General features: G+C 42.8%; 24 protein-coding genes and 6 tRNA genes. 27 read left to right on the forward strand and 3 right to left on the reverse strand.

The window, feature by feature from the left end; genetic code table 11:
* The first annotated feature begins 53 nt into the window (after positions 1-53).
* The 15 genes from K1X76_09620 to K1X76_09690 all read left to right on the forward strand — a co-directional run bounded on the left by K1X76_09620 (position 54) and on the right by K1X76_09690 (position 12,590).
* Positions 54-2,171 (forward strand): LysM peptidoglycan-binding domain-containing protein, encoded by a 2,118-nt coding sequence (locus K1X76_09620; protein ID MBX7149331.1) that lies wholly within the window; start codon positions 54-56, stop codon positions 2,169-2,171.
* A gap of 134 nt (positions 2,172-2,305) precedes the next feature.
* Positions 2,306-3,160: a 4-(cytidine 5'-diphospho)-2-C-methyl-D-erythritol kinase gene (locus K1X76_09625; protein MBX7149332.1), complete on the forward strand. Its 855-nt coding sequence runs from the start codon at positions 2,306-2,308 to the stop codon at positions 3,158-3,160.
* A gap of 49 nt (positions 3,161-3,209) precedes the next feature.
* Positions 3,210-3,281, forward strand: a tRNA-Gln gene (locus K1X76_09630).
* 99 nt (positions 3,282-3,380) lie between these two features.
* Positions 3,381-4,328 (forward strand): ribose-phosphate pyrophosphokinase, encoded by a 948-nt coding sequence (locus K1X76_09635; GenBank protein ID MBX7149333.1) that lies wholly within the window; start codon positions 3,381-3,383, stop codon positions 4,326-4,328.
* A 207-nt stretch (positions 4,329-4,535) separates the two neighbouring features.
* Positions 4,536-5,237 carry a 50S ribosomal protein L25/general stress protein Ctc gene (locus tag K1X76_09640; protein MBX7149334.1) on the forward strand — a complete coding sequence of 234 codons (702 nt, stop codon included), beginning with the start codon at positions 4,536-4,538 and terminating at the stop codon, positions 5,235-5,237.
* A gap of 196 nt (positions 5,238-5,433) precedes the next feature.
* On the forward strand, positions 5,434-6,009 hold the full coding sequence (pth, locus tag K1X76_09645; protein ID MBX7149335.1) for an aminoacyl-tRNA hydrolase: 576 nt from the start codon (positions 5,434-5,436) through the stop codon (positions 6,007-6,009).
* A 125-nt stretch (positions 6,010-6,134) separates the two neighbouring features.
* Positions 6,135-6,452 carry a hypothetical protein gene (locus K1X76_09650; protein ID MBX7149336.1) on the forward strand — a complete coding sequence of 106 codons (318 nt, stop codon included), beginning with the start codon at positions 6,135-6,137 and terminating at the stop codon, positions 6,450-6,452.
* 103 nt (positions 6,453-6,555) lie between these two features.
* Positions 6,556-6,918 carry a 30S ribosomal protein S6 gene (gene rpsF, locus K1X76_09655; protein MBX7149337.1) on the forward strand — a complete coding sequence of 121 codons (363 nt, stop codon included), beginning with the start codon at positions 6,556-6,558 and terminating at the stop codon, positions 6,916-6,918.
* 26 nt (positions 6,919-6,944) lie between these two features.
* Positions 6,945-7,214: a 30S ribosomal protein S18 gene (gene rpsR / locus K1X76_09660; GenBank protein MBX7149338.1), complete on the forward strand. Its 270-nt coding sequence runs from the start codon at positions 6,945-6,947 to the stop codon at positions 7,212-7,214.
* A gap of 15 nt (positions 7,215-7,229) precedes the next feature.
* Entirely contained in the window at positions 7,230-8,294 is a 1,065-nt protein-coding gene (locus K1X76_09665) for a YybS family protein (GenBank protein ID MBX7149339.1), read from the forward strand.
* 95 nt (positions 8,295-8,389) lie between these two features.
* Complete coding sequence (gene rplI / locus K1X76_09670) at positions 8,390-8,935, forward strand: 50S ribosomal protein L9 (GenBank protein MBX7149340.1); 546 nt, start codon at positions 8,390-8,392, stop codon at positions 8,933-8,935.
* 41 nt (positions 8,936-8,976) lie between these two features.
* Entirely contained in the window at positions 8,977-10,383 is a 1,407-nt protein-coding gene (gene dnaB, locus K1X76_09675) for a replicative DNA helicase (GenBank protein MBX7149341.1), read from the forward strand.
* Positions 10,384-10,485: 102 nt separating this feature from the next.
* Positions 10,486-11,280 carry a glycosyltransferase gene (locus K1X76_09680; protein ID MBX7149342.1) on the forward strand — a complete coding sequence of 265 codons (795 nt, stop codon included), beginning with the start codon at positions 10,486-10,488 and terminating at the stop codon, positions 11,278-11,280.
* Between the two features lie 10 nt (positions 11,281-11,290).
* Positions 11,291-11,992, forward strand: a complete 702-nt coding sequence (gene rph / locus K1X76_09685) for a ribonuclease PH (protein MBX7149343.1) — start codon at positions 11,291-11,293, stop codon at positions 11,990-11,992.
* Positions 11,993-11,999: 7 nt separating this feature from the next.
* A complete protein-coding gene (locus K1X76_09690) occupies positions 12,000-12,590 on the forward strand; it encodes an XTP/dITP diphosphatase (protein ID MBX7149344.1) in 591 nt (196 codons plus the stop codon).
* Here K1X76_09690 and hrpB read toward each other — a convergent pair.
* A complete protein-coding gene (hrpB, locus tag K1X76_09695; protein ID MBX7149345.1) occupies positions 12,587-14,986 on the reverse strand; it encodes an ATP-dependent helicase HrpB in 2,400 nt (799 codons plus the stop codon). The two genes, K1X76_09690 and hrpB, sit on opposite strands and share 4 nt — an antisense overlap.
* A gap of 45 nt (positions 14,987-15,031) precedes the next feature.
* On the opposite strand from hrpB, the gene queG reads away from it, so the two are divergent.
* From queG to K1X76_09710, 3 genes are all read left to right on the forward strand, one after another.
* On the forward strand, positions 15,032-15,961 hold the full coding sequence (queG, locus tag K1X76_09700) for a tRNA epoxyqueuosine(34) reductase QueG (GenBank protein ID MBX7149346.1): 930 nt from the start codon (positions 15,032-15,034) through the stop codon (positions 15,959-15,961).
* A gap of 73 nt (positions 15,962-16,034) precedes the next feature.
* Entirely contained in the window at positions 16,035-16,292 is a 258-nt protein-coding gene (gene rpsT / locus K1X76_09705) for a 30S ribosomal protein S20 (GenBank protein ID MBX7149347.1), read from the forward strand.
* Positions 16,293-16,327: 35 nt separating this feature from the next.
* On the forward strand, positions 16,328-16,909 hold the full coding sequence (locus K1X76_09710; GenBank protein MBX7149348.1) for a hypothetical protein: 582 nt from the start codon (positions 16,328-16,330) through the stop codon (positions 16,907-16,909).
* On the opposite strand, the gene grxD is transcribed toward K1X76_09710, so the two are convergent.
* Together grxD and K1X76_09720 are read right to left on the reverse strand one after the other, a co-directional pair.
* The gene (gene grxD / locus K1X76_09715) at positions 16,906-17,214 is read right to left on the reverse strand and encodes a Grx4 family monothiol glutaredoxin (GenBank protein MBX7149349.1); all 309 of its coding nucleotides are present in this window, start codon (positions 17,212-17,214) and stop codon (positions 16,906-16,908) included. The two genes, K1X76_09710 and grxD, sit on opposite strands and share 4 nt — an antisense overlap.
* Before the next feature lie 2 nt (positions 17,215-17,216).
* Positions 17,217-17,474: a BolA family transcriptional regulator gene (locus K1X76_09720; protein ID MBX7149350.1), complete on the reverse strand. Its 258-nt coding sequence runs from the start codon at positions 17,472-17,474 to the stop codon at positions 17,217-17,219.
* 85 nt (positions 17,475-17,559) lie between these two features.
* Between K1X76_09720 and K1X76_09725 the strand changes: the two genes are divergently transcribed.
* The 9 genes from K1X76_09725 to K1X76_09765 all read left to right on the forward strand — a co-directional run.
* A tRNA-Met gene (locus tag K1X76_09725) sits at positions 17,560-17,633 on the forward strand.
* A gap of 77 nt (positions 17,634-17,710) precedes the next feature.
* Positions 17,711-19,300 carry a phosphoglycerate dehydrogenase gene (gene serA / locus K1X76_09730; GenBank protein ID MBX7149351.1) on the forward strand — a complete coding sequence of 530 codons (1,590 nt, stop codon included), beginning with the start codon at positions 17,711-17,713 and terminating at the stop codon, positions 19,298-19,300.
* Between the two features lie 84 nt (positions 19,301-19,384).
* Entirely contained in the window at positions 19,385-20,677 is a 1,293-nt protein-coding gene (locus tag K1X76_09735) for an adenylosuccinate synthase (protein MBX7149352.1), read from the forward strand.
* Positions 20,678-20,830: 153 nt separating this feature from the next.
* Positions 20,831-21,226, forward strand: coding sequence for a thrombospondin type 3 repeat-containing protein (locus K1X76_09740; protein ID MBX7149353.1), 396 nt, complete (start codon positions 20,831-20,833; stop codon positions 21,224-21,226).
* A 399-nt stretch (positions 21,227-21,625) separates the two neighbouring features.
* Positions 21,626-21,698: transfer RNA gene (locus tag K1X76_09745), tRNA-Thr, on the forward strand.
* Between the two features lie 40 nt (positions 21,699-21,738).
* Positions 21,739-21,821, forward strand: a tRNA-Tyr gene (locus K1X76_09750).
* Positions 21,822-21,962: 141 nt separating this feature from the next.
* Positions 21,963-22,036 (forward strand) — tRNA-Gly (locus K1X76_09755).
* Positions 22,037-22,206: 170 nt separating this feature from the next.
* A tRNA-Thr gene (locus K1X76_09760) sits at positions 22,207-22,279 on the forward strand.
* A gap of 236 nt (positions 22,280-22,515) precedes the next feature.
* Positions 22,516-22,628: hypothetical protein (locus K1X76_09765; protein ID MBX7149354.1), on the forward strand; the 113-nt coding region annotated here is incomplete at its 3' end.

Raw genomic sequence — 22,628 nt, forward strand, 5'->3', positions numbered from 1 at the left:
TAAGAAGTACGTCATCCATCCTTATAGATAAAATTGATTGTTTTGTGGAGGTTGTGTTGGTTTTTTCAAAAAAGTTCATCTTTTTAGTGGCCCTCGTGTTTATTGGGCCTTTTGTCGTCTCGTGTGGGGGGAGTGCTCCCTCGGCCAAATCGTCTCAGTCTACTAAAAAAACAGGCTCAACAGGTCGTATGGATTATGTTGAGTATAATATTAATAAAGACCTGATGGCTAATGGGCTTGATGCGGAAGCAGATTCTACAACAGGAGGAGATCAAGCCGAAGTTTATGCCTATCATGTGGAAGACGGCAAGTGGTCGCCTAATCGACGTAATTCTATCCCTCTTGTTCACAATCCCAATGTAGATCGTTGGATTAAGGCGTTTAACGGCCCACTTCGTAAAAACTTTTCTCGCTGGCTAACTCGCTTAAGTTATTACGGCCCTATTATGGAAGGTATTTTTAGGCAGTATAACCTTCCGCCAGATTTGGTGTATTTAGGTATGATTGAATCGGGTTTTAATTTAAATGCCTATTCGCATGCCGCAGCAGCGGGGCCATGGCAATTTATTAAAAGTACGGGTTCGCTTTATGGTTTGCAATCGGGTTCGTTTGTAGATGAACGTCGTGATCTTATCAAAGCCACTCATGCGGCAGCTCAGCATTTGCGAGATTTGTATAAAACTTATGGTGATTGGTATTTATCGTTTGCAGCTTATAATGCCGGCGCGGGTAAGGTAAATAGTGCAATCCGCAAGGGGGGAACTCGCGATTACTGGAAATTATCTTCTGCTAAATCGCGGCTGCTTCGCCAAGAAACCAAAGATTACGTTCCTAAAATTTTAGCAGCCGCTATTATTAGTAAAAACTATCGCAAATATGGATATGGTAACGATACCTTTCGCAAGCCGCTGGATATTGAAATGGCCAAGGTACCGGATGCAACCGATGTTTATGTGTTGGCTAAATGTGCTGGCGTATCGGTTGATGAAATTCGCGATTTAAATCCATCATTAGTGGCCGGAGTAACGCCGCCGGGTAGTAAGTACGATATTGTTCTTCCCGAAGGAACAGCCGACACCTTTAACGAGAATTATTGTAAAGTACCACGTAATAGCCGCGCTAATTTTGTGTTTCACCGGGTAGCTAAGCACGAAACTCTTTATACCATTGCTAATAAATACAAGGTGCCTGCTCAAAAAATTGCTCAAATTAATAACATTGCCGCTAAAGCCAAATTAGCTCCCGGCCGCATTGTGATGGTGCCTAAAGAGGGTAAAGCGCTTGAAAAATTAATGGCCGAAACTCAGCCCGGTGTAGTGAATAAAAACGACGGCTTATTAACAGCTTCTTCCGAAATTGTTCCTGCTAAAAAAGAGAAAGCTAAAAACAAAAAGCAGCGTGATAATATTGAAACCCTGGTTGCTCAAGAAACAGAAAATACTCAAGAACCTGTGGCACCTGCTTTCAATGAGACAGGTGTTCCAACTCAAGCTAATGATGTTTTGGCGGCAGCTCCTGCAGCTCCCGAGGCCCCTTCGGATGTTGATCCGGCCATGCTAGCCCTCACTTACAGAGTACAAGAGGGCGATACCATGATGAGTGTCGCTCAAAAATTTGATATTTCAGCCGACCAATTAGCAAGCTGGAACGCTTTTCCTAAAAATGCGCCTTTAGCTGCGGGTAGTACCATTTTTATTGCACAGCCTCGCAATAACCAGCCTCTTCAGGCCGAGGTAGCTGCTTTAGCTCCCCCCATGCCTGTATACTCTAAGTACAAGGTTAAAAAGGGTGATACTTTATCGTCTATTGCCCGGTCTCATGATGTATGGGCTAAAGATATCCAAGAATGGAATAAAATGGGTAAGAGTCAAGTAGTTAAAGTTGGTCAAATTCTTAAAATTCGCAATGTTACCGATCAAAATTCAATTGTTGCTTCAAGTCAAGCTCCGGCCACACCGGCTCCTGTTTTACTTAAAAAAGTGGCTTTTAAACCTATTATTCATCGGGTGAAACAGGGGGAAACTCTTTGGGATTTGGCCAAAAGATACCGTGTTTCGGTAAACGATTTAAAGCACTGGAATGCTTTGCGTTCTAACCAACTTTATCCCAATCAGAAAATTAAAATTATGTCGGGAGCTGCCAAATCCGACAAAGTAGCCATGGCCCTTTAGCTCATCTTTTTGTTAACCTCTTAAAATAATTAGTAAAAACCCATATTGACTTTTTGTATGCCTCTTCTATATAGTGCGCCCTCTTTGTGCTGGCACACCACATCCATCACAACGTTTAAATAAGGGAGACAAGAATGAAAGTTCTCAAGTTTAAATCACCCGGAAAAGTTAACTTACGTCTGGATGTTATGAATAAAAGACCGGACGGTTATCATGAATTACGCATGCTTAATAGCGCCGTATCTATTTACGATGATGTGGAGCTTGAAATTGTGGAGCGGGGCATTACGGTAGAATGTGAAAATGATCCTACTGTGCCTAACGGCGAAGAAAATATAGTTTATAAAGTGTGCAAAGAAATTATGGCTTATTCCAACAAAAACGTTGGGATTAAGGTGAAAATTAAAAAGAACATTCCGGCAGGCTCGGGTATGGGTGGGGGTTCTAGTAATGCAGCTGCAGTTTTAATGGGGCTTAATACGCTTCTTAAAATTTCTCTCCCTCGCGAAAAGCTCATGAAAATTGGAACCCGTTTTGGTGCCGATATTCCGTTTTTTCTTTTTGGTGCTCCTGCTATTGCCACCGGCATTGGTGAAAATTTAACTAAACTTAAAAAGTTACCTAAAATGCCTATGGTGATTGTGGCGCCCAACGTAACGGTATCTACCAAAAGTGTTTACGATAAATATGTTCCCAAGCCTAATCTTCCCGAATACAAAGAAGAAATTCCCATGGAGTACACTTCTAAAAAAGCGGTTCTTAAAGTATTGAGAAACGATTTGGAAGACGTCACTCTTAAAAAGTATCCCATCGTGAGTGAAATTAAAGATCTCCTCATTAAAAATGGTGCTCTGGGTGCCCAGATGACAGGTTCGGGTCCCAGTGTATTTGGTATTTTTGCCGATAAGGAAACTGCTGATAAAGCTGGCAAAAAACTGGAATCCAAAAGCCAGGGACAGTGGAGAGTATTTGTAACGGAAAATATTTAATTTAATGAATGGCAACGTTGCTTGTGGGTTTGCAACACGCTTTTCTTTTTGGGGTGTAGACAAGCGGTAAGTCACCGGATTTTGATTCCGGCATTCCCTGGTTCGAATCCAGGCACCCCAGCATTCATAGGGGCTCGCGTCGCCCCTCAAACCGGCATAGCCGGATTTGAGCCTCCCTTCAACGCGCCTTTGGTGCTGGTGGAAAGAGGAAGATTAAAATATGGCATCATTTAAAGACATACGTTTGTTTACTGGAAATGCGAATCCTAAATTGGCGGCCGAGATTGCTGAGTTTTTGGGTTTTCCGTTAGCCAAAGCCACCACCAAGCGTTTTAGCGATGGCGAAGTGTGGGTGGAAGTGCATGAGAATGTGCGCATGATGGATGCTTATATCATCCAGCCTACTTGTGCTCCGGCTAATGAGCATATCATGGAACTGCTTATCATGATCGATGCTTTAAAACGTGCCTCCGTTTCTACGGTTACCGCTGTGCTTCCTTATTATGGTTATGCTCGTCAAGATCGTAAAGTTCAGCCGCGTACTCCCATTAGTTCTAAATTAGTTGCCGATCTCTTAACCTCGGCCGGTGCCGATCGTGTGGTATCGATTGATTTGCATGCCGCCCAAATTCAAGGTTTTTTTGATATCCCGTTTGATCACTTATACGCTCTTACCGTGTTCATGGATTATTTTAAAACTAAGCCCATTGAAGACGTGGTTGTTGTATCGCCTGATACTGGTGGTGCAGAGCGCGCCCGTGCCTATGCTAAACGTATGGGTGGGTCGCTCGCGTTAATCGATAAGCGTCGTCCGGCGCCTAATCAATCTGAAGTGATGCATGTGATTGGGGATGTAAACGGTAAAAATGCCATCATCGTAGATGATATTGTAGATACTGCCGGTACCTTGTGTACGGCGGCTCAGGCGTTAATTGATCGTGGCGCTAAAAAAGTTTATGCGTTTATTACGCACCCCGTATTATCGGGTCCGGCAATTGAACGGATACAAAAATCGGCTTTGGAAAAATTGGTGATTACCAACACCATTCCGCTTACAGAAGCGGGAGCAAAATGTTCCAAAATCGAACAAATTTCGGTTGCACCCTTGTTGGGTGAAGCCATACACCGTATTGCCAATGGCGATTCAGTGTCTTCGTTGTTTATATAGGGCTCGCGCACCCTACGGGTACCGTTTCACGGTCGCCCTATAAGCGCCTCCATGCAATGGCCCCTTTGGGGTTGGCGCTGGTTGAAGAGGATTTTTTTTAATTAATTAGAGTCTTAAGACTCTTAACCCGGAGCCGAGATAAGGCGATAAGGGATTTCCTGTGAGTATGCGTAAACGCAGATGGGCAGGTGTTGTAAGGAGAATTTTATGTCGCAAGTTACTTTAAATGCAAGCGTTCGCGATAAAACCGGTGGTGGAGCCAGCTACCAATTACGCACCAAGGGTTTTATCCCTGCTACTTACTATGGCAAAGGTGAAAATAATTTGAATATTTCAGTAAATCCTAAAGAACTTGAAAAAGCTATTTCGGGTGATTTGGGAACTAATACCCTTATTAATTTAAAAGTAGAAGGTAAGGGCGAATACAATGTGCTCTTAAAAGATTATCAGGCCCATCCCATTAAACGTCATTTTACGCATGCCGATTTTATTAAAGTGGATCTCACCAAAAAAATCCGTATTGCTATTCCTGTACATTTAACCGGCCGTGCTGTGGGTGTAAAAGAAGGTGGTATTTTGGAGCACGTCACCCGCGAAATTACGGTATCGTGTTTGCCTACCGCTATTCCTAAAGAAATTACTGTAGATATTACCGAGCTAAAAATTGGTCATAATTTACACTTGAGCAATCTTAAGTTGCCCGAAGGTGTAGAAGCTGTGGCTCATAGCGATTTAACGATCGCCTCGGTTGTTGCTCCTCGTGAAGAAGAAGTGGTTGCTGCTCCTGTTGAAGGTGCTGCAGCAGCTCCTGCCGAACCTGAAGTTACCAAGCAAAAGGCTCCTGTTGCTGAAGAAGCCGCTGGTAAAGATGGTAAAGCCGCTCCTAAAAAGGACGAGAAGAAGAAATAGTTTTTCTGCGTTGCTTTCAAAAGCTAGGGTCCTTTTATTTTTTTATGTTTATGGAGTCCGTTCATTAGATTACGGCCTCACAAGTTCACATAAAAGGGCTCCTTTCTGTTAGGGTGAGGCCTTAGAAGTGGGACCACGCACACAAAAAAATAAAAGGACCCTAGCTTTTGAAATACTTGGTAGGTGTGGTGGGTGAATGAAATTAATTGTAGGCCTAGGAAATCCTGGAAGTGAATACGCTAAAACCCGTCATAATTTTGGGTTTATGGTGGTAGATTTACTAGCCGAAACTCTCAAATCTTCTTTTAAAGATTCCAAATACAAAGCTGAAATAGCCAGTGCCGAAATAAATGGCGAAAAAGTTCTGCTCGTAAAACCGCAAACATTTATGAATGTGTCGGGTGAGGCTGTGCAGCCATTAGCTCATTTTTATAAAGTAGCCCCTCAAGACATTTTGGTTGTTTTTGATGATCTCGATTTACCTTTTGGCCGCATGCGCTTAGCTGCCAAGGGTGGGGCGGCAGGGCATAATGGTATTAAATCGCTTATTAGTCACTTGGGCACTCAAGAATTTCCACGCTTAAAAATGGGCATTGGCCGTCCACCGGGTGTGATGGAGGTTACTGATTTTGTATTAAGCGCTTTTGTCAAAACTCAAAAAAAGGTTTTAGAAGAGCTGCTTATTGTAGGGGTAAATGCCTGTACAGCCTTTGTAAAAGAGGGCTTAACCACCGCCATGAATGCCTTTAACGGCACCCAAATTGACGAGTAATTTCTAAGCAACTTTTTTAAAAATTAACCGATAGAAACTTTAGGGAAAGGATGTTTTATGGGCGTTTCAGCTGTTTCATCAACAAATAATGTTTATGTTCCGCAAACTCAGCAAGCGGCTGCACCTTGTGCGGCTACGCGAGATTATGGTTATTCAAGCTGCTACCAGGCTGTAACGCCAGACCCCATCCTGAAGTGGTTGCTGGCGTTGCTGGGGGAGTAGCTGGTGGAGTCGGTACAGCTGTTGCTCTTGGGGCTGAGGGAGGCACATTTATTTTGGGCCCTGTTGTTGCCGGAGCTATTGCTGGTGATGCTGTTGCCGGAGCCGCTGGCGTTCTTGTGGGAGGTGCTTTAGGCTTGGCTGTGCCTGTGGTTCTTGTTGCAGGCGGGGCTGTGGCTGGCGCGGCTGTTGCTTATAGTGTTTATACCTATTTTGCAGGCTAAATTAACCCTTGATCTTTTTAGTGTAATTCTTTAAACATCCCACCCTTATTAATACACCTTACTCCCATGCATTAACGTGGGGGTTTTAACCAAAAGGAGACTTATGAACGAATACGAAACCGTCTATATTGTGAAGCCCGATGCGGCTCCCGCCCGTTTTGAAAAAATTGCCGAAAAGTTAGCTGCCGCGCTTGAAAAAAACGAAGGCAAAGTGCTTAACCAAAAAGATTGGGGCAATCGTCGTTTGGCTTATTTTATCAATAAAACCAGCCAGGGCCATTACATGTACACCAACTACTGTGGTAAAGGCTCGGTTGTGGCCGAAGTGGAACGTGTTTTAAAATTGGATGAAGATGTTATCCGCTACTTAACTGTTAGTTTATCTAAAGATTTTGACCCCGCCTCTCAGGGCAAGGGCCAAGTGGTTAATGTTCCCGAAGAAGCCCGTTTAATCCCTGAAGATTAATTTTAAAGATAAAGAAAGAAGGATATATGCCTCGTAAAAAGTTTGAGAAAAAAGATTTTAAGAAAAAAAATATGGTGTTGCGCAAAAGAGCCTGTCGTTTTTGCGTAGATAAAGAAATTCCCATCGATTACAAATTACCTCGCCAGCTTACCACTTTTTTAACCGAAAGAGGCAAGTTGGTATCGCGCCGCATGACCGGTAACTGCGCGTATCATCAACGTTGCGTAGTAGAAGCCGTAAAGCGCGCTCGCTTTTTAGCGTTATTGCCGTACTCGGTAACGCATTCTATGGTATAAGCGCATCTGTATAAGATGGCCAACACACCCACATCCGATGCTGCGGGTAAACTCTCACTTCTTTTTGGAGTAGGAGCTACCTTGGCTCTTTATTTGAGCGGTTTTTTTGTTGTTTTAACACCGCTTCCTTTGTTTTATGTGGGATTTCGTTATGGTAGAGGTGCTTTTATAAATGCAACCTTGGCTACGCTGGCGGTGTTGTTACCCATTTACTTTTTTGCGCTAGAACCTCTCAATCATTTTTATAAAACAAACCCTCATTTTGCATGGATCTTACCTGTACCTGGTATGGGGCTTATTTCATCTTTGGGGCCAGAGAGCGCCTCTATGTTTGGCATTTTGTTTTATTTTATTTTGGTTCTTACCTCATTTGCCTTAGACCGCATTTTTAAAACGTCGGTTCCACTGTTTGAACCTATCTTTACTTATGTTGCACTTATCTTTTTGCTTACTCTTGCAAGTTACTATGTGATGGTCAACTTGCATGCTAGTGATCCGCTGGCCATGCTCAAATCTCATTATCTGCAATCACTTGATGATTTTATTAAAATTCAAAAAGAGGCGGGCATGTCGCTGTCGCAGTTGGCCTTTTTAAACGAGTATAAAGAAACCTTGGTCACAAATATGTTACGACTCACACCCGCCTTTGTGTTTTCATTTTATATGGTGCTGATTGTTGTGAATTATTATGCTGCCAAACGGCTTTTTGCAGGCCAACTTATTTTGATGCAACGGGTGCAGTTTGGCCAATATGTGGTGCCTTTTAATTTTGTATGGATTGTTATTGCTTTTTTAGCCCTTCTTTTATTTTCGTTATATACCAAGCCTATTCCAGCCTTAGTAGATATAGCGGCTAATGGGCTTGTGGTTTTTGGAATACTCTATTTATTTCAAGGACTTGCCATTATTTCTTATTTTTTATCTAAAAAGAATATTGGTTTTTTGGGTGTATCGTTGTGTTTTTTAATTATCGTGTTTCTTTTTCAACTCTTAGGGCCAGTTCTTGTATTAGGTGGCTTTTTTGATTCGTGGATCCATTTTAGGAAGCTGGGCGAAAAACCCGGCCAACCTGATAATTAGGGCTTGAAAATTATTAGTTTTATCGCTACAAGCAACAACTCTTTGGCCTTCCCGACGTATAAGGCTTTTTATTAGAACATTCATCCGGAGATTATATGCAGGTTATTTTACAGGAAACAGTTAAAAATTTAGGTTTGGTAGGGGATGTGGTTAATGTGGCCCCCGGTTATTTTCGCAATTATTTAGCTCCTCGTAGCTTGGCATTGCTTGCTAATCCCAAAAGCCTAAAAATGGTAGAACATCAAAAGCGTTTAATTGATGCCAAGAAGGCCAAAGCCAAAGAAAAAAGCCAGCAACAAAAAATGAAGCTTGAAACCAGCGTGTTTTCTATTGAACATGCAGCAGGTGCCGGCGATAAACTTTTTGGTTCTATTACTTCCCAGGAAATTACTTTAAAAATTAATGAACAAGGCTTTGATATTGATAGAAAATTAATTTTACTGGATCAGCCCCTTAAAACGGTGGGCGACCATGTTGTTAAAATTAAACTGCATCCTGAAGTGGTAGCCGAAGTAAAAATTGCTGTAAAAGCCAAAGAAACTCCTAAGGAAGACAGAGAAGAAGCAGCTCCTAAAAAATCGCGCCGTAAAAAAGAAGAGCCTAAAGAAGAAGTTACTGAAGAAGTTAGCGATAACGAATAAGCGGTTGACCTCTGTCTGTTTTGTATGCGAGGGTGATGTTTATGTTTCAGGCCTCCGTCAGAAGAGAAACTCGATTATCACCTAAAATTCCACCCCAAAACATAGAAGCCGAAAAGGCGGTGTTGGGTGCTATTTTAATTGATCACGATTCCATCAACAAAGTTTCCGATCTTATCACTCCCGAAGCTTTTTATCTCGATAGTCATACTAAAATTTTTAGTGCCATGCTGACCTTAAATGAAAAGTCGGAGCCTACCGATTTTTTAACGGTGAGTAATTTTTTGCAAAGTCAGGGAACCTTAGAACTTGTAGGGGGAGCTTCCTATTTATCAAGCCTTGCCGATTCTATTCCTTCATCGGCCAATGTGGTGTCGTACGCACGTATTATCCATGATCGTTCCATGGTGCGTAGGCTTATTGAAGCTAGTGCCGACATTGCCACCAAGGGTTATGAAAATCCTGATGATGCCCAAATGCTGATAGATAGCGCCGAACAAATTATTTTTAGTCTTTCCGAAAACCGTGCTCGATCTGGTTTTGCCAATGTAAAAGATATTGTTATCGACAGTTTTAAAAAGATTGAAGAACTGGTAGAAAACCAAAAAACCATTACGGGTGTGGCTACCGGTTTTAACGATTTAGATAATATGACCTGCGGTTTTCAGCCGGGTGATTTGGTTATTATTGCTGCCCGTCCTTCTATGGGTAAAACGGCCTTTGCTTTAAATATTGCCGAGCATGCTGCTATCCGAGAGGGACAGCCTGTTGCTATTTATTCGTTGGAAATGTCTAAAGAATCGCTGGTTACCCGTATGTTGTGCGCGGAAGCCAGGCTTGATTCGCAAAAGTTGCGTAAGGGACAACTGGAAGAGCGTGATTGGCCTAATTTAACGCGTGCAGCCGGACATCTTTCTGAAGCAAAAATTTTTATCGATGATACAGCTAGTCCAACCGTTATGGAAATGCGTGCTAAAGCACGCCGTTTAAAAAAGGAACATGGAGTAGGGCTTATTATTGTAGATTATCTTCAATTAGTGCGTGGTTCGGCCGGTGCCCAAAGCCGTGAACAAGAAATTTCGGAAATTTCACGTTCTCTTAAAGCGCTGGCTAAAGAATTAAAAGTGCCGGTGATTGCCTTGTCGCAGCTTAACCGTGCTGTAGAAAGCCGTACTAACCGCCGTCCTCAACTTTCCGATTTGCGTGAATCGGGTGCTATTGAACAAGACGCCGATGTGATTTCTTTTATTTACCGTGACGAAGTGTATAACGAAACCACACCCGATAAGGGAGTGGCAGAAATTATTATTGGCAAGCAACGTAACGGCCCCACCGGTACGGTGCGTTTGGCTTTCATTAATCAATCTACCCGTTTTGAAAATTTAGCTTTTGATAATCAAAGCCAATTTGGTGCACCGCCTCCGGCTTTTGATCCGGCCGATAGCTTTTAGAGGGGCTCGCGTCGCCCCTCCAACCGGCAAAGTCGGATTGGAGCCTCCCCTCAACGCCGCTTTGCGGCTGGTATAAAGAGGTTGCTCTTGTTATAAAAACTCATGTTTGTTTCCGTCATCATTCCTACTTACAACCGCCTTGTTGTTTTAAAACGAGCCATTGAATCTGTTTTATGTCAAACCCATCGTGATTTTGAACTTATCATTGTTGATGATGGCTCAACGGATGGGACTGTCGAGTTTTTAAGGACGATAGAAGATGAACGTTTGCGCGTTATTTCTATTTCTCATGCAGGTGTGTCTGCCGCTCGTAATAAAGGAATAACAAACTCACGCAGTGAGCTTGTTGCCTTTTTGGATTCGGATGATGAGTGGATGGATGATAAGTTAGAAAAGCAGCTTCAATATATTCACAATAATCCCGATGTACGAGTGGTTCAAACCGAAGAAATTTGGGTGAGGGATGGTAAACGTGTGAATCCCATGAAAAAGCACAAAAAGCATTCGGGGTGGATATTTGAGCCGTGTATACCCTTATGTATTGTATCTCCATCGGCGGTGATGATTCATCAGGAAGTTTTTAAAAAATGTGGTATGTTTGATGAAAGCTTGCCGGCTTGTGAAGATTATGATTTGTGGCTAAGGATAGCGTTGGAGTATCCCATTATCACGATGGATGAAAAACTGATTGTAAAGTACGGTGGCCATGCCGATCAGTTGAGCCGCACAACACCGGTGATGGATTCTTACCGGATTTTAGCCTTGAAGAAAATATTAAATCATCCCAAAATAACGCCTTCTCAAAAAAAGATGGTGGAAGAGAGTATTGCGGCTCGGGAAAAAATTATTCAACAGGGAGCGTTGAAGAGGCTGGGTAAGCCACTAACATCCCTATAACAGGAGATTTATGCGTAAAGCTAATCAATTGCGTCCGGTTAAAATAACCAAAAACTTCACTCGTTATGCTGAAGGTAGTGTTCTTATTGCACAAGGTCACACCAAGGTAATTTGCACGGCATCTATTGAAGAAGAAGTGCCCAGACATAAAAAGAACAGTGGTGAAGGCTGGGTAACGGCCGAATACCAAATGCTGCCTCGCGCCACGCACACCCGTAGCCCTCGTGAAGCTCAAAAAGGAAAAATTGGTGGCCGCACTATGGAAATTTCGCGTCTCATTGGACGTGCCTTACGTTCGGTGATTGATTTAAGAAAATTGGGTGAACGCTCCATCACCATCGACTGCGATGTGATTCAAGCCGACGGCGGGACGCGTTGTGCCAGTATTAACGGAGGTTATGTAGCGCTTGCTTTGGCTTGCCAAAAATTATTAAAATCGGGCAAGGTAACGCAAAACCCTATCACGGGTACTGTAGCAGCCATCAGCGCCGGTGTGTGCGATGGTACGGTGACGCTTGATTTAGATTACGAGCTGGATAGTGCCGCCGAAGTGGATATGAATTTTGTAATGAACGGTGAGGGCAATTTTGTGGAGGTACAGGGTACAGCTGAGCATAAGGCGTTTAGCTTTAAAGATCTTGTTGCCATGAAAGATGTGGCCTCCAAGGGGATTGAGCAAGTGATTGCGTTACAAAAGAAAGCTTTGAAGTAGTGGATAGATGAAAAAGAAAATTGTCATTGCTACTAAAAATACCGGTAAAACGCGTGAGCTACGCGAGATGCTTACTCCTTTGGGTTTTGATGTTGTGGATTTGAATGAAGCTGGTTTTAAAGGGGAGATTGAAGAAACCGGAACAAGCTTTGAAGAAAATGCTCTTATTAAAGCGAGAGCTATTTTTAAACAAAAAGGTGGTTACGTATTGGCCGATGATAGTGGTTTGGAATGTGACGATTTAGATGGTGATCCGGGTGTTTATAGTGCTCGTTTTGCCGGGCCTAAAGCAACCGACGAGGATAATAATAATATGTTGATTGAGCGGATGTCTCAAATTCACGATCCATCCCGTCGGGCGCGTTATGTATGTGTGCTAGTTTTAATTGATCCTGCCGGAAAAGAAACAGTTATTCGTGAAACCTGTGAGGGAATTATTACTCTTAATCCATCGGGCAAAGGAGGTTTTGGGTACGATCCTTATTTTTACCTGGCCGATAAAAAATGCACGATGGCCGAATTGCCGCTGGCTGTTAAAAATCAAATTTCACATCGGGGGAAGGCGTTAAAGAAGATGTTAGCACTTTTATCTGCTTAACTTGGATTTTCGGGCCACTTGTGGCGGGGGTAACGACGCGATAATTCTTTGCGTACTTCCGGATAGGTATTTTTCCAAAAACTTGCTAAATCACTCGTGACTTGCACGGGCCTGTAATTAGGAGCCAACAGATGAAAGAGAAGCGGGACTTGCCCGTTCATGAGTTTTGGACCTTCTTTTAATCCAAAAAAATCTTGTAAGCGCGACGATACCCAGGGCGACTGATTGTTTTCATAATGAATTTGCGCGTTGCGGCCAGAAGGAAGTTTGAGGCTTGTGGGAAAATTCTTTTCTAAAAAAGATTGGAGAGAAGGATCTAAAAGATAAAAAAGATTTTGTGCTAAATCTAAGCCTTCTAATTCTTTTTGGGAGATGGCTTGATTGAAGAGGGCGGGGAGATCGAGACTCCAGCCTTCTTTAAATTTTTTAGCAGTCACAATGCGGTAAATTTGTTCTTTAAGGGCTTCGTTATTTGTTTTGAGCGCGTATTCTTCTGTAAATTTCCAAGGGTCTTCAAAGTTTTTAAGATCCAAGTCGCTCCTTTCACGGAGGAGCACGCGCAAGGCTTCGGTTTTGTTGTGCGGTTCACCAGAACTCTCATCCAAAATTAATTCCCCATATTTGAGCAGTGATTTTTCCAGCACGCGCTTGCGTGTAGTGTCCCAAGTATCAATCGTTTCATCGGTGAGTAACGGACTTTTTAAATCCATCAGCCAATTCACATCAATAGGGCAGTAGCACACGATGTCTGTCGTTAAGCTCTTCCCCTTATTCTTTTTTTCGATGGCTTCGAGCACCACGTAAAACTCCGCTGTTTCGGTGATGGCCTTTTCCGGCATTTGCCCCGAGCCTCCCGTGCAAAAAACTAAATCAAAACCTTTTTCCCGTTTTTTACGCTGGGCCACGCGATCGGGAAAAGCGGCTAGCAGGCATTGAGCGAGCTTTATTTTTTTCTTGGGTGTAGTAGATTTAATGAGGTTTAAAATTTGCTCTTCTGTTTTTCTCACCGCTGCCGATTTATTTTTAGAGTGCAGGCAATCTTCAATATTGGGATACGGAAAATCATCCTCGCTAATCATGGCAGCAAGGAGTGCGCCTTCTTCTCTTAATCCTGCATCCCGCGCTTGTAATACTAATTTAGCAAGACGTGGATGAAGAGGGAGGGCGGCCATTTCTTTTCCCAAAGATGTAATCTTGTCATTTTCTATGGCGCCTAACATGGCAAGGAGGAGCATGGCTTGTGTGGCCGCTATTTCGGGCGGCATTTCAAACCACGAGAGATCTTTTAATGGATGCAGTCCCATGTTAAAAATATTTAAAAAAGCTCCTGCCAAATCTGTGCGCCGTAATTCGGGTGCTTCAAAAGGAATGCGTCCTTCAAAATCGGACTGTGTGTAAAGCCTGCGGCAAGTGCCTGGCCCGGTTCTTCCGGCGCGGCCGGCGCGTTGAATGGCTGAGGCTTTAGAAACAGATTTGGTTTGTAAGAGGGAAGCACCGTTCCAGGGTGATACACTCATTTGTTTATGTAATCCGCTATCAATCACGGTGGCTACTCCATCAATCGTGAGTGAACTTTCGGCAATATTGGTGGCTAAAATAATTTTAGTTTTATCCGACTTTTTAAAAATTCTTTCCTGTTCTTCTTTGCTAAAATCACCATGCAATCCCAAAATGGAAAAATTATTTTTTTCAAAAGGCAAAAGAGCTTCTTCGCAACGTCTAATGTCGGCTAGGCCCGGTAAAAAAACAAGAATATGACCTGTTTCATTTTTGGCGGTTAAATCGAGTATGGCCTGATACACCAACTTTTCTAATCGTTCTCGTGAAGGAAATGGCAAATATTCAAAACGGACGGGATGCACGGGCACATTGACTTCTACAACCGGAGGATTATTCAAATAAGTTTTGAGTCCTTCGGCATCCAATGTTGCCGAAAGAAGAGCCAGTTTTAAATCGGGTCTTTTTGTTTTTTGAAGATGGACGAGGAGGCTTAAGGCCAAATCGGAATCTAAATGACGTTCGTGGAATTCATCCAAAATTACCAAGCCCACTTGACTTAACGTGGGGTTAGTCATCAGCTTACGGATAAATAAACCTTCGGTTAAAAAGAGAAGGCGTGTGGCTTTGGAGTTTTGAGCTTCGTGTCTGAATTGATAGCCTATGGTTTGACCTACATCCTCCCCGTATTCTTCGGCTACGCGCAGCGCTGCCATTTTAGCGGCCAGACGCTTGGGAACTAATACCCAAATTTCTTTATTGGTAAGATTATTTTTTAAAAGATAGGGCGGAATGCGCGTAGTTTTACCCGAGCCGGGCGAGGCTTTAACAATAAGCGCGTTATGCTTTTTAAGCGCGTCTAAAATAGAAGGTAAATGGGCGTCAATAGGTAGTTTCAAAGGTAAGCTTGTTATATTCTACAAGATTTGCAATGACAAGGCTTGATGAAAGACGTGATTAAACAAAAAGCCCTGGAGCTAGGCTTTGACCTGGTAGGGATTGCCCCGGCAGAGCCGCACCCGCACATGGCTTTTTTTGATGAATGGCTGGGCAAAGGCTATGACGCGGGAATGACTTATCTTAAAAGAGGCCGTGATCGTCGCGCCAACCCGGACTTAATTTTACCGGGAGTAAAGAGTCTTATTGTGTGCGGCCTCACCTATCATACCAATTACCCTTTTTCGATTGAGTCCACAGAAGAAGGCAGAGGCTGGATATCCCGTTATGCCTGGGGCGATGATTATCACGAGGTGATGGGGGAGATGCTTCAGAAATTGGAAGCTGAAATTATTAAACTTGCTCCTCACGCTCAAACTAAAAGTTACGTGGATACCGGTGCCATACTAGAACGCAGTTATGCTGAAAGTGCGGGCCTTGGATGGATTGGCAAAAACACATGCCTCATTAATACCAAAAAGGGATCCTTTTTTTTTATTGGTGAAATACTCACTACTTTAGAACTGGAAAGTGACGTGCCGGATATCGATCATTGCGGCAAGTGTACGCGTTGTATTGATGCTTGTCCTACCCAGGCATTAAAACCATATGAATTAGATTCTCATAAATGTATTTCCTATCTCACCATTGAGCATCGTGGCGATATGCCCAGTAATATGGCCTCGCAACTTGGTCATCATTTGGTGGGCTGTGATATTTGCCAAGATGTGTGTCCCTGGAATGCCAAGGCTCCTGTAACCGATAATCATCATTTTAAGCCGCGCCCCGGGTTACTTGGGCCTTCTATACAGGAACTTAAGGCAATGGATGAAGAGAGTTTTAAAACCCGTTTTCATAATAGCCCTATCAAAAGGCTTAAATACGCGGGCTTAAAGAGAAATCTGGCTTTGGCCGCATCTAGGCCTAAACAGGATTAGGGGTTGACAAGGGCTTGTAAATCGAATACTTACTGCCCCGCTTGTGAAGAAGTATTTTTTATAGGAGATTTTAATGGCAACCCATGCATCAGCTTTAAAAAGACAACGTCAAAACGAAAAACGCAGAGACCGTAACCGTAAAACACGCGCCAATATCCGTACGCTTGTTAAAAGTTTAATGGCCGCTACCAAAAAAGAAGAGGCCGAAAAGCTGTTTCGCAAGGTTGAAAGTTTTATCCATAAAGCAGCCCATAAAAAAGTGTTGCACCGCAAAACAGCTGCTCGTCGTATTGCCGGCTTGTCGCGTTTTGTAAAAAAGCTCGCTGCTTAATTCAATTAAAGGGGTAAGGTAGTAGGAGGTGTTTTGTGATAAAAGACGTCCTTAAAACTATTGTTGCCTCACCCCATCTAGAAGCCCGCTGGCTCAATACTCTTTCATTACTCGAACGCATTGGCGCCCGTAAAATCAGTAAAACTGTCTGTGAAACTCATCCTAAAGCACATGTATTAAAACATCTTGCCGATGAAAGTCGTCACGCTTTTGCTTTTAAGCAATTGTCCGAAAATGTGATGAAAGGCGAAGAGGGGATGATTTGCGAAGAAGAAGCAATTAGCTATTTTCAGATGTTGGATGCTTCTTTGGCCGAATGGCTTAGCGACGTTTTGAGGGGTTCTTATAATAGTTATGCCAGTTATTTATTAACAACCACCATGATTGAACGTCGCGCCATGAAGATGTATCCGCTTTACCGCAGCATGACATCCAGCGAAGTTGTGAAGGATGAATTGCAAAAAATTATTTTGGAAGAAGCCGATCATAAACCGCAGATAGAAGAAGAAACAGAATCTCTGCTTAAAAATTACGGTTATACACTAGACGACCCAGAGAAGATTGAAAACAAACTTTACAGGGTTTTTGAACATGCGCTCGAAAAAGCCGTGGCTTAAGCTTCGTCAATCGCCTTTTTTAATTCCCCACGCTGGTACATCTCGGTTACAATATCGCAACCACCAATAAATTGTCCTTTAATGAATACCTGAGGAATAGTGGGCCAGTTGGTAAAGTCTTTAATGCCTTGGCGGATAGCGGGGTCGGCCAGGACGTTAACTCCAACGGGTGTGGCGCCGGCCATTTGTAAGGCTTTAATTGTTTGTGCTGAAAAACCACATTGAGGGGCTTCGGGTGTGCCTTTCATAAACACAATCACTTTATTGGTATCAATTAAATTTTTAATTTGTTCTTGTACGCTCATATTTATCCTTTCTTAAACTTTTCAAATTCTTCGGTGGTGTAGGTTTTAAGGGTTAAGGCATGTAATTCGCCCTTTAATTTTTCTCTTAGCGGGTTTAGCACCATTTGATGCTGGGCTATTAGCATTTTACCCTTAAACAAATCGCTTACCACAATGGCTTGCAAATGGTCTCCGTCACCAACTAAATCGTTAATGGTTACTTGCGAGCCTGGTAGCGCTTGTTCAATCATATTTTTTACTACTGTTAAATCCATTGGCATGTGTGTGGAGTAGCAATCGCCGTAATAATTGTCAATTGCCTTGACACTCCGTACTGCTTCGCACTATATCAACGCTCACTTAAAGCGCGGGGTAGAGCAGCCCGGTAGCTCGTCGGGCTCATAACCCGAAGGTCCCTGGTTCAAATCCAGGCCCCGCAACATTAACGGTGCCGGTGTGTTGGTACAATAAATCAACACATCGGTACTTAAAAAACCAACCTTAAAAATAAACCACTATGAAAGTACTCATTTCAGATGAACTCTCCGAAACAGCAGTAAAAATTTTAAAAGATGCCGGCGTTGAAGTAGATTTTCAACCCAAGCTGGGTAAAGATGTGGAAGCCTTAAAAAAGGCTGTGGCTACTGCCGACGGTTTAGCTATTCGTTCGGCCAGCAAAATTACTGCCGAAATTATTGATTGTGCTCCCAAATTAAAAGTAATTGGTCGTGCTGGTATTGGGGTTGATAACGTCGATATCCCATACGCTTCTAAAAAAGGCATCATTGTCATGAACACGCCTTTTGGTAACACGGTAACCACAGCCGAGCATGCCATCAGCATGATGTGTGCCTTAACGCGCAGCATTCCTCAAGCCACCGCCAGTATGAAGGCTGGTAAATGGGAAAAAAACCGTTTCATGGGTAGCGAGCTGTATCAAAAAACTTTAGGTCTCATTGGTTGTGGTAATATTGGAAAAATTGTGGCCGACCGCGCTTTGGGTTTAAAGATGAAAGTGTCCACCTACGATCCGTTTTTAACCGATGAAGTGGCTGCTCAGTTGGGTGTTAAAAAAGTGGAATTAGACGAGCTGTTTAAAACCGCCGATTACATCACTATCCATGTTCCTAAAACCGATAAAACTGCTAATTTGTTAAATAAGGATGCATTTGCCAAGATGAAAAAGGGCGTGTATCTCATCAATTGCGCCCGCGGTGGTATTGTAAACGAAGCCGACTTAGCCGATGCTATTGAAAAAGGAATTGTTGCTGGCGCTGCTTTAGACGTGTTTGATAAAGAACCGGTAGATCCTAATCATCCTCTGTTAAAATTAGATCAAGTGATTTGCACCCCTCATTTGGGCGCCTCCACCGATGAAGCACAAGAAAATGTGGCATTGGATGTGGCTCGTCAAATTGCCAACTTTTTAAAAACCGGTACCATTGAAAACGCATTAAACGTTCCCTCGGTAAGCGGTGAGGTTTTAAAACAAATTGGACCCTCTTTGGTATTAGCCGAAAAATTGGGTAGCTTGCAGGCACAACTGGCTGGCGAATCACCAACCGAAGTGGCTGTTGAGTATTCGGGTGAAATTTCCAAACAACCTGTAGCGCCGCTTACAGTAGCTTTCCTAAAAGGATTACTCACGCCCATTTTAGAAGATGCGTCGGTAAATTCTATTAATGCGCCGCACATTGCCAAAGAACGTGGTATTAAAGTTGTAGAAAGTAAAGTTGCCGAAAACGACAATTATGCTTCTCTCATTACCGCTACTCTTAAATTTAAAAATTCTACCCGAGTGGTAGCTGGTGCGCTTTTTGGGAAAAATCATCCACGTATTGTGCGTGTAGATAATTACTTTTTAGAAGCTGTACCCGAAGGTAAAATTTTGGTTGTGCTTAACAAAGATCAACCGGGTGTGGTAGGTAACATTGGTACCATTTTGGCTAAAAACAATATTAATATTTCTCGTTTGCAATTGGGGCTTGAACCGTCCACCAAAAATGCTACTTCCTTTTATAATGTAGAAGGAAATATTGATAATAAAGTGGTGGATGAAATTTCTAAAGTGCCGGGTATGATTAAAGTACAACTGGTTCAATTATAGATGAAGTAGCCAGTAGCCAGTAGTCAGTAATCAGTAGCAAATTTTCTACTGCATACTGGGTACTGTATGTTGACTAATGAACGAATGGCCTGTGTAATTATTGTAGGAGCGCAGTGGGGTGATGAGGGTAAGGGGAAGATTGTAGATCTTTTTACCCAAAGCGTTTCTGCTGTAGTGCGTTTTCAGGGTGGTAATAATGCGGGTCACACTTTAGTAGTAAACGGCGAAAAAACAGTTCTTCATCTTATTCCTTCCGGGATTTTGCGTGATAACGTGACGTGCATGATTGGTAACGGTGTTGTTGTAGATCCCGAAATACTTCTTAAAGAAATTACTAATCTTAAAGCCCGCGGCCTTCTTAAAAATGATGCGCAGCTTGTTATTTCCGATCAGGCGCATCTTATTATGCCATATCATAAAAAATTGGATCAATTGCGCGAAGAGCGGAGCGGTTCTAAAAAAATTGGTACCACTGGTAGAGGCATTGGGCCTGCTTACGAAGATAAAATGGCACGGAAGGGAATTAGATTTTGCGATTTGGAAATTCCCGAAGTGTTTCAAGAAAAAGTTGAAAATTTACTTAAACGTCGTAACGAACGTTTTAGCAAAATGTTTAACACCGAGCCATTTGATGCTGCCATTATTGTTAAATCGTATTTAGGTTTTTATCAGGAGCTCAAAAAATACGTGGGCAATGTATCGGTAAATGTGAGCGAGCTTATTAAAAGTAAAAAACATGTTTTGTTTGAAGGTGCACAGGGAACAAGTTTAGATGTAGATCATGGGACCTATCCCTTTGTAACATCCTCTAATACGGTAGCTGGTGGGGCCATGAGTGGGGCGGGTGTTGGGCCAACGGTGATTACCGATGTGATTGGTATTGCTAAAGCCTATACCACACGTGTGGGCATGGGTCCTTTTCCCACCGAGTTGTTAAACGAAGAAGGAAAATATTTGCAGGAAAAAGGTGGCGAAGTGGGCAGCACAACAGGTCGTACGCGTCGTTGTGGTTGGCTCGACTTGGTAGGTTTAAAGCATGCAGTTCGTATTAATGGACTTACGGGTTTAGCGTTAACAAAGCTTGATGTTTTAAGTGGGCTTAAAAATATTAAATATTGCAAGGCGTACTCGTACAACGGAAAAATTTTAAACGAATTACCGGCTAATTTGCATGTTCTAGAAAAATGCGAACCTGTTTACGAAGAGCTGCCGGGTTGGAACGACGATATTTCTAAAGTAAGAAAATTAGAAGAAATGCCCGCTCAAGTTTTAAAGTATGTGAAGATTATTGAAACCTTTTTAGGCATTCCGGTTATCCTATTATCGGTAGGTCCCGAGCGCGGCCAAGACATTATTATCCGTCATCCCTTTGAATAGTAAGTAAAATCAAATACTTATAAATCATTTTGTAGTCCAGTGAATTGACCTAGAAAACTAAAAAAAAATAGCAACATATTGCGTTATTTGCCGATAAGTTTAATACAGGGGTGGGGTGTGTGAAAAAGGTTTGGGCATTTTAGGAGTTTTATTATGAATAAAAAAATGAACATTTTTTTTGCTGTATTGATGATAGCGGCTACTTTTTTGGTAAGTTCTTGTGGTGGCGATGCTGAGCGCGGTATTGTTTTTCCCGAGGGTACCGATGAGAATGGTGATGTAATTGTAGTACCTCCCGATACTGATTTAGACGACGATGGTGTTCTTGATACTTTAGATGAGTTTCCGGCCGATCCTAGCGAAAGTACCGATACCGATAACGACGGCGTGGGTGATAACTCGGATAATTGTCCTACTGTTAATTCCAACAACTTAAATGATCGTGATGATGATGGTGTTGGTGATATCTGTGATAACTGCCCGGATAACGATAATGCCGATCAGGTAGATACAGATGAAGATGGTATTGGCGATGCTTGTGAAGTATAAAAAGAGCCTTGCGTAACTCCTTAAAAATATTCAGATTTATTTTGAATTTATTTTATAAAATAATCTTGACATTCTAGCTCAATCCCCATAAATTGCGCAAACTTTTGAGAGAAGCCCAAAAGTAAATTCTTACGGCCGGAGATACATCAAATATCTAAAAAGAATCAATCATTTCAATAACATAAAACTGTTTTGAAACCACCGATTCCTATCTCCTTTTTTATCTTTTTTAGGGCTTTTCATCATTTATTTTAGGGGCTCGCGTCGCCCCCTCCACCGGCAAGCCGGATGGAGCCTCCCCCTCAGCGCCCTACGGGCTTTTAGGGGAGACCGATTAATTTTTTGGTCTTTGAAAAACCGACTTGTAGGGGAGGCTTGTGCTTCAAAGCCTTGATTTAGGCCGACATAGCTCAGCTGGTAGAGCAACTGATTTGTAATCAGTAGGTCGCCAGTTCGATCCTGGCTGTCGGCTCATTCGCTTTTGGCGAATCGTGCTTCGTTTAGCGAAGTTAGGAGGGGTGCCCGAGTGGCCAAAGGGAGCAGACTGTAAATCTGCCGGCGTCAGCCTTCGGTGGTTCGAATCCACCCCCCTCCACAGTAGTGTGAAGGATGTAAAAAATTTTTTTTGAAAAATGCGAGAAGAGGTAGTGGATAGAGGTCGCAGAAAAGAAAGTTTGTAATTAGGCGGGAGCCCCGAAAATCGGGACAACCTGTTTTTTAGATTTTTGTAATTAAGGCGGGAGTAGCTCAGTTGGCTAGAGCATCAGCCTTCCAAGCTGAGGGTCGCGGGTTCGAGTCCCGTCTCCCGCTCATAGAAGTGAAGATTGAGTTGAGTGTGAGCAAGTTGAATCGCGGGTCCGTGGAGCGAAGCGAAACGGTCCCCGTAGCGAAGCGGAGTGGGATCGAGTTCCGTCTCCCGCTCACTTGATGTGAGCGAGGTGGTAAAAAGATTTTATAGTAGCTCATGCTGAGTGGTTAATGCTGATGTAGCTCAGTTGGTAGAGCATTTCCATGGTAAGGAAAAGGTCACCGGTTCGATTCCGGTCATCAGCTCAGAAATTAAAATAGAGCGGTTCCGGTCCGTGTAGCTAAGCGGAACGGTCCCTGAAGCCTGAAAGGCGTAAGGGGCATCAGCTCAGTCCTTCTTGATTGATGGCGGCTTTTCTACTGCTACAGTAGACCATTAATTGCGAAGTGGGTTATTAAGTTGGTTTTTAAATATTGTTTTTGAAGTTTGTTTTGTGAAACGGGTTCACAGAACGGACTTCTGTACTCTTTGGGAGAAACATATGACGAAGGAAAAATTTGAAAGAAAGAAACCGCACGTAAACATTGGAACGATTGGCCACGTGGATCATGGCAAGACATCGTTAACAGCCGCAATTACTAAAGTGTTGGCTGA

This window comes from bacterium (genome assembly GCA_019695305.1).
Lineage (GTDB): Bacteria > UBA10199 > UBA10199 > UBA10199 > JAIBAG01 > JAIBAG01.

What these genes read in the sequence shown, in the direction of transcription:
- K1X76_09625 (MBX7149332.1), top strand. Translation starts at nt 2,306, where the DNA reads ATGAAAGTTCTCAAGTTTAAATCACCCGGAAAAGTTAACTTACGTCTG.
- K1X76_09635 (MBX7149333.1), top strand. Translation starts at nt 3,381, where the DNA reads ATGGCATCATTTAAAGACATACGTTTGTTTACTGGAAATGCGAATCCT.
- K1X76_09640 (MBX7149334.1), top strand. Translation starts at nt 4,536, where the DNA reads ATGTCGCAAGTTACTTTAAATGCAAGCGTTCGCGATAAAACCGGTGGT.
- pth (MBX7149335.1), top strand. Translation starts at nt 5,434, where the DNA reads ATGAAATTAATTGTAGGCCTAGGAAATCCTGGAAGTGAATACGCTAAA.
- rpsF (MBX7149337.1), top strand. Translation starts at nt 6,556, where the DNA reads ATGAACGAATACGAAACCGTCTATATTGTGAAGCCCGATGCGGCTCCC.
- rpsR (MBX7149338.1), top strand. Translation starts at nt 6,945, where the DNA reads ATGCCTCGTAAAAAGTTTGAGAAAAAAGATTTTAAGAAAAAAAATATG.
- K1X76_09665 (MBX7149339.1), top strand. Translation starts at nt 7,230, where the DNA reads ATGGCCAACACACCCACATCCGATGCTGCGGGTAAACTCTCACTTCTT.
- rplI (MBX7149340.1), top strand. Translation starts at nt 8,390, where the DNA reads ATGCAGGTTATTTTACAGGAAACAGTTAAAAATTTAGGTTTGGTAGGG.
- dnaB (MBX7149341.1), top strand. Translation starts at nt 8,977, where the DNA reads ATGTTTCAGGCCTCCGTCAGAAGAGAAACTCGATTATCACCTAAAATT.
- K1X76_09680 (MBX7149342.1), top strand. Translation starts at nt 10,486, where the DNA reads ATGTTTGTTTCCGTCATCATTCCTACTTACAACCGCCTTGTTGTTTTA.
- rph (MBX7149343.1), top strand. Translation starts at nt 11,291, where the DNA reads ATGCGTAAAGCTAATCAATTGCGTCCGGTTAAAATAACCAAAAACTTC.
- K1X76_09690 (MBX7149344.1), top strand. Translation starts at nt 12,000, where the DNA reads ATGAAAAAGAAAATTGTCATTGCTACTAAAAATACCGGTAAAACGCGT.
- queG (MBX7149346.1), top strand. Translation starts at nt 15,032, where the DNA reads ATGAAAGACGTGATTAAACAAAAAGCCCTGGAGCTAGGCTTTGACCTG.
- rpsT (MBX7149347.1), top strand. Translation starts at nt 16,035, where the DNA reads ATGGCAACCCATGCATCAGCTTTAAAAAGACAACGTCAAAACGAAAAA.
- grxD (MBX7149349.1), bottom strand. Translation starts at nt 17,214, where the DNA reads ATGAGCGTACAAGAACAAATTAAAAATTTAATTGATACCAATAAAGTG.
- K1X76_09720 (MBX7149350.1), bottom strand. Translation starts at nt 17,474, where the DNA reads ATGCCAATGGATTTAACAGTAGTAAAAAATATGATTGAACAAGCGCTA.
- serA (MBX7149351.1), top strand. Translation starts at nt 17,711, where the DNA reads ATGAAAGTACTCATTTCAGATGAACTCTCCGAAACAGCAGTAAAAATT.
- K1X76_09735 (MBX7149352.1), top strand. Translation starts at nt 19,385, where the DNA reads ATGGCCTGTGTAATTATTGTAGGAGCGCAGTGGGGTGATGAGGGTAAG.
- K1X76_09740 (MBX7149353.1), top strand. Translation starts at nt 20,831, where the DNA reads ATGAATAAAAAAATGAACATTTTTTTTGCTGTATTGATGATAGCGGCT.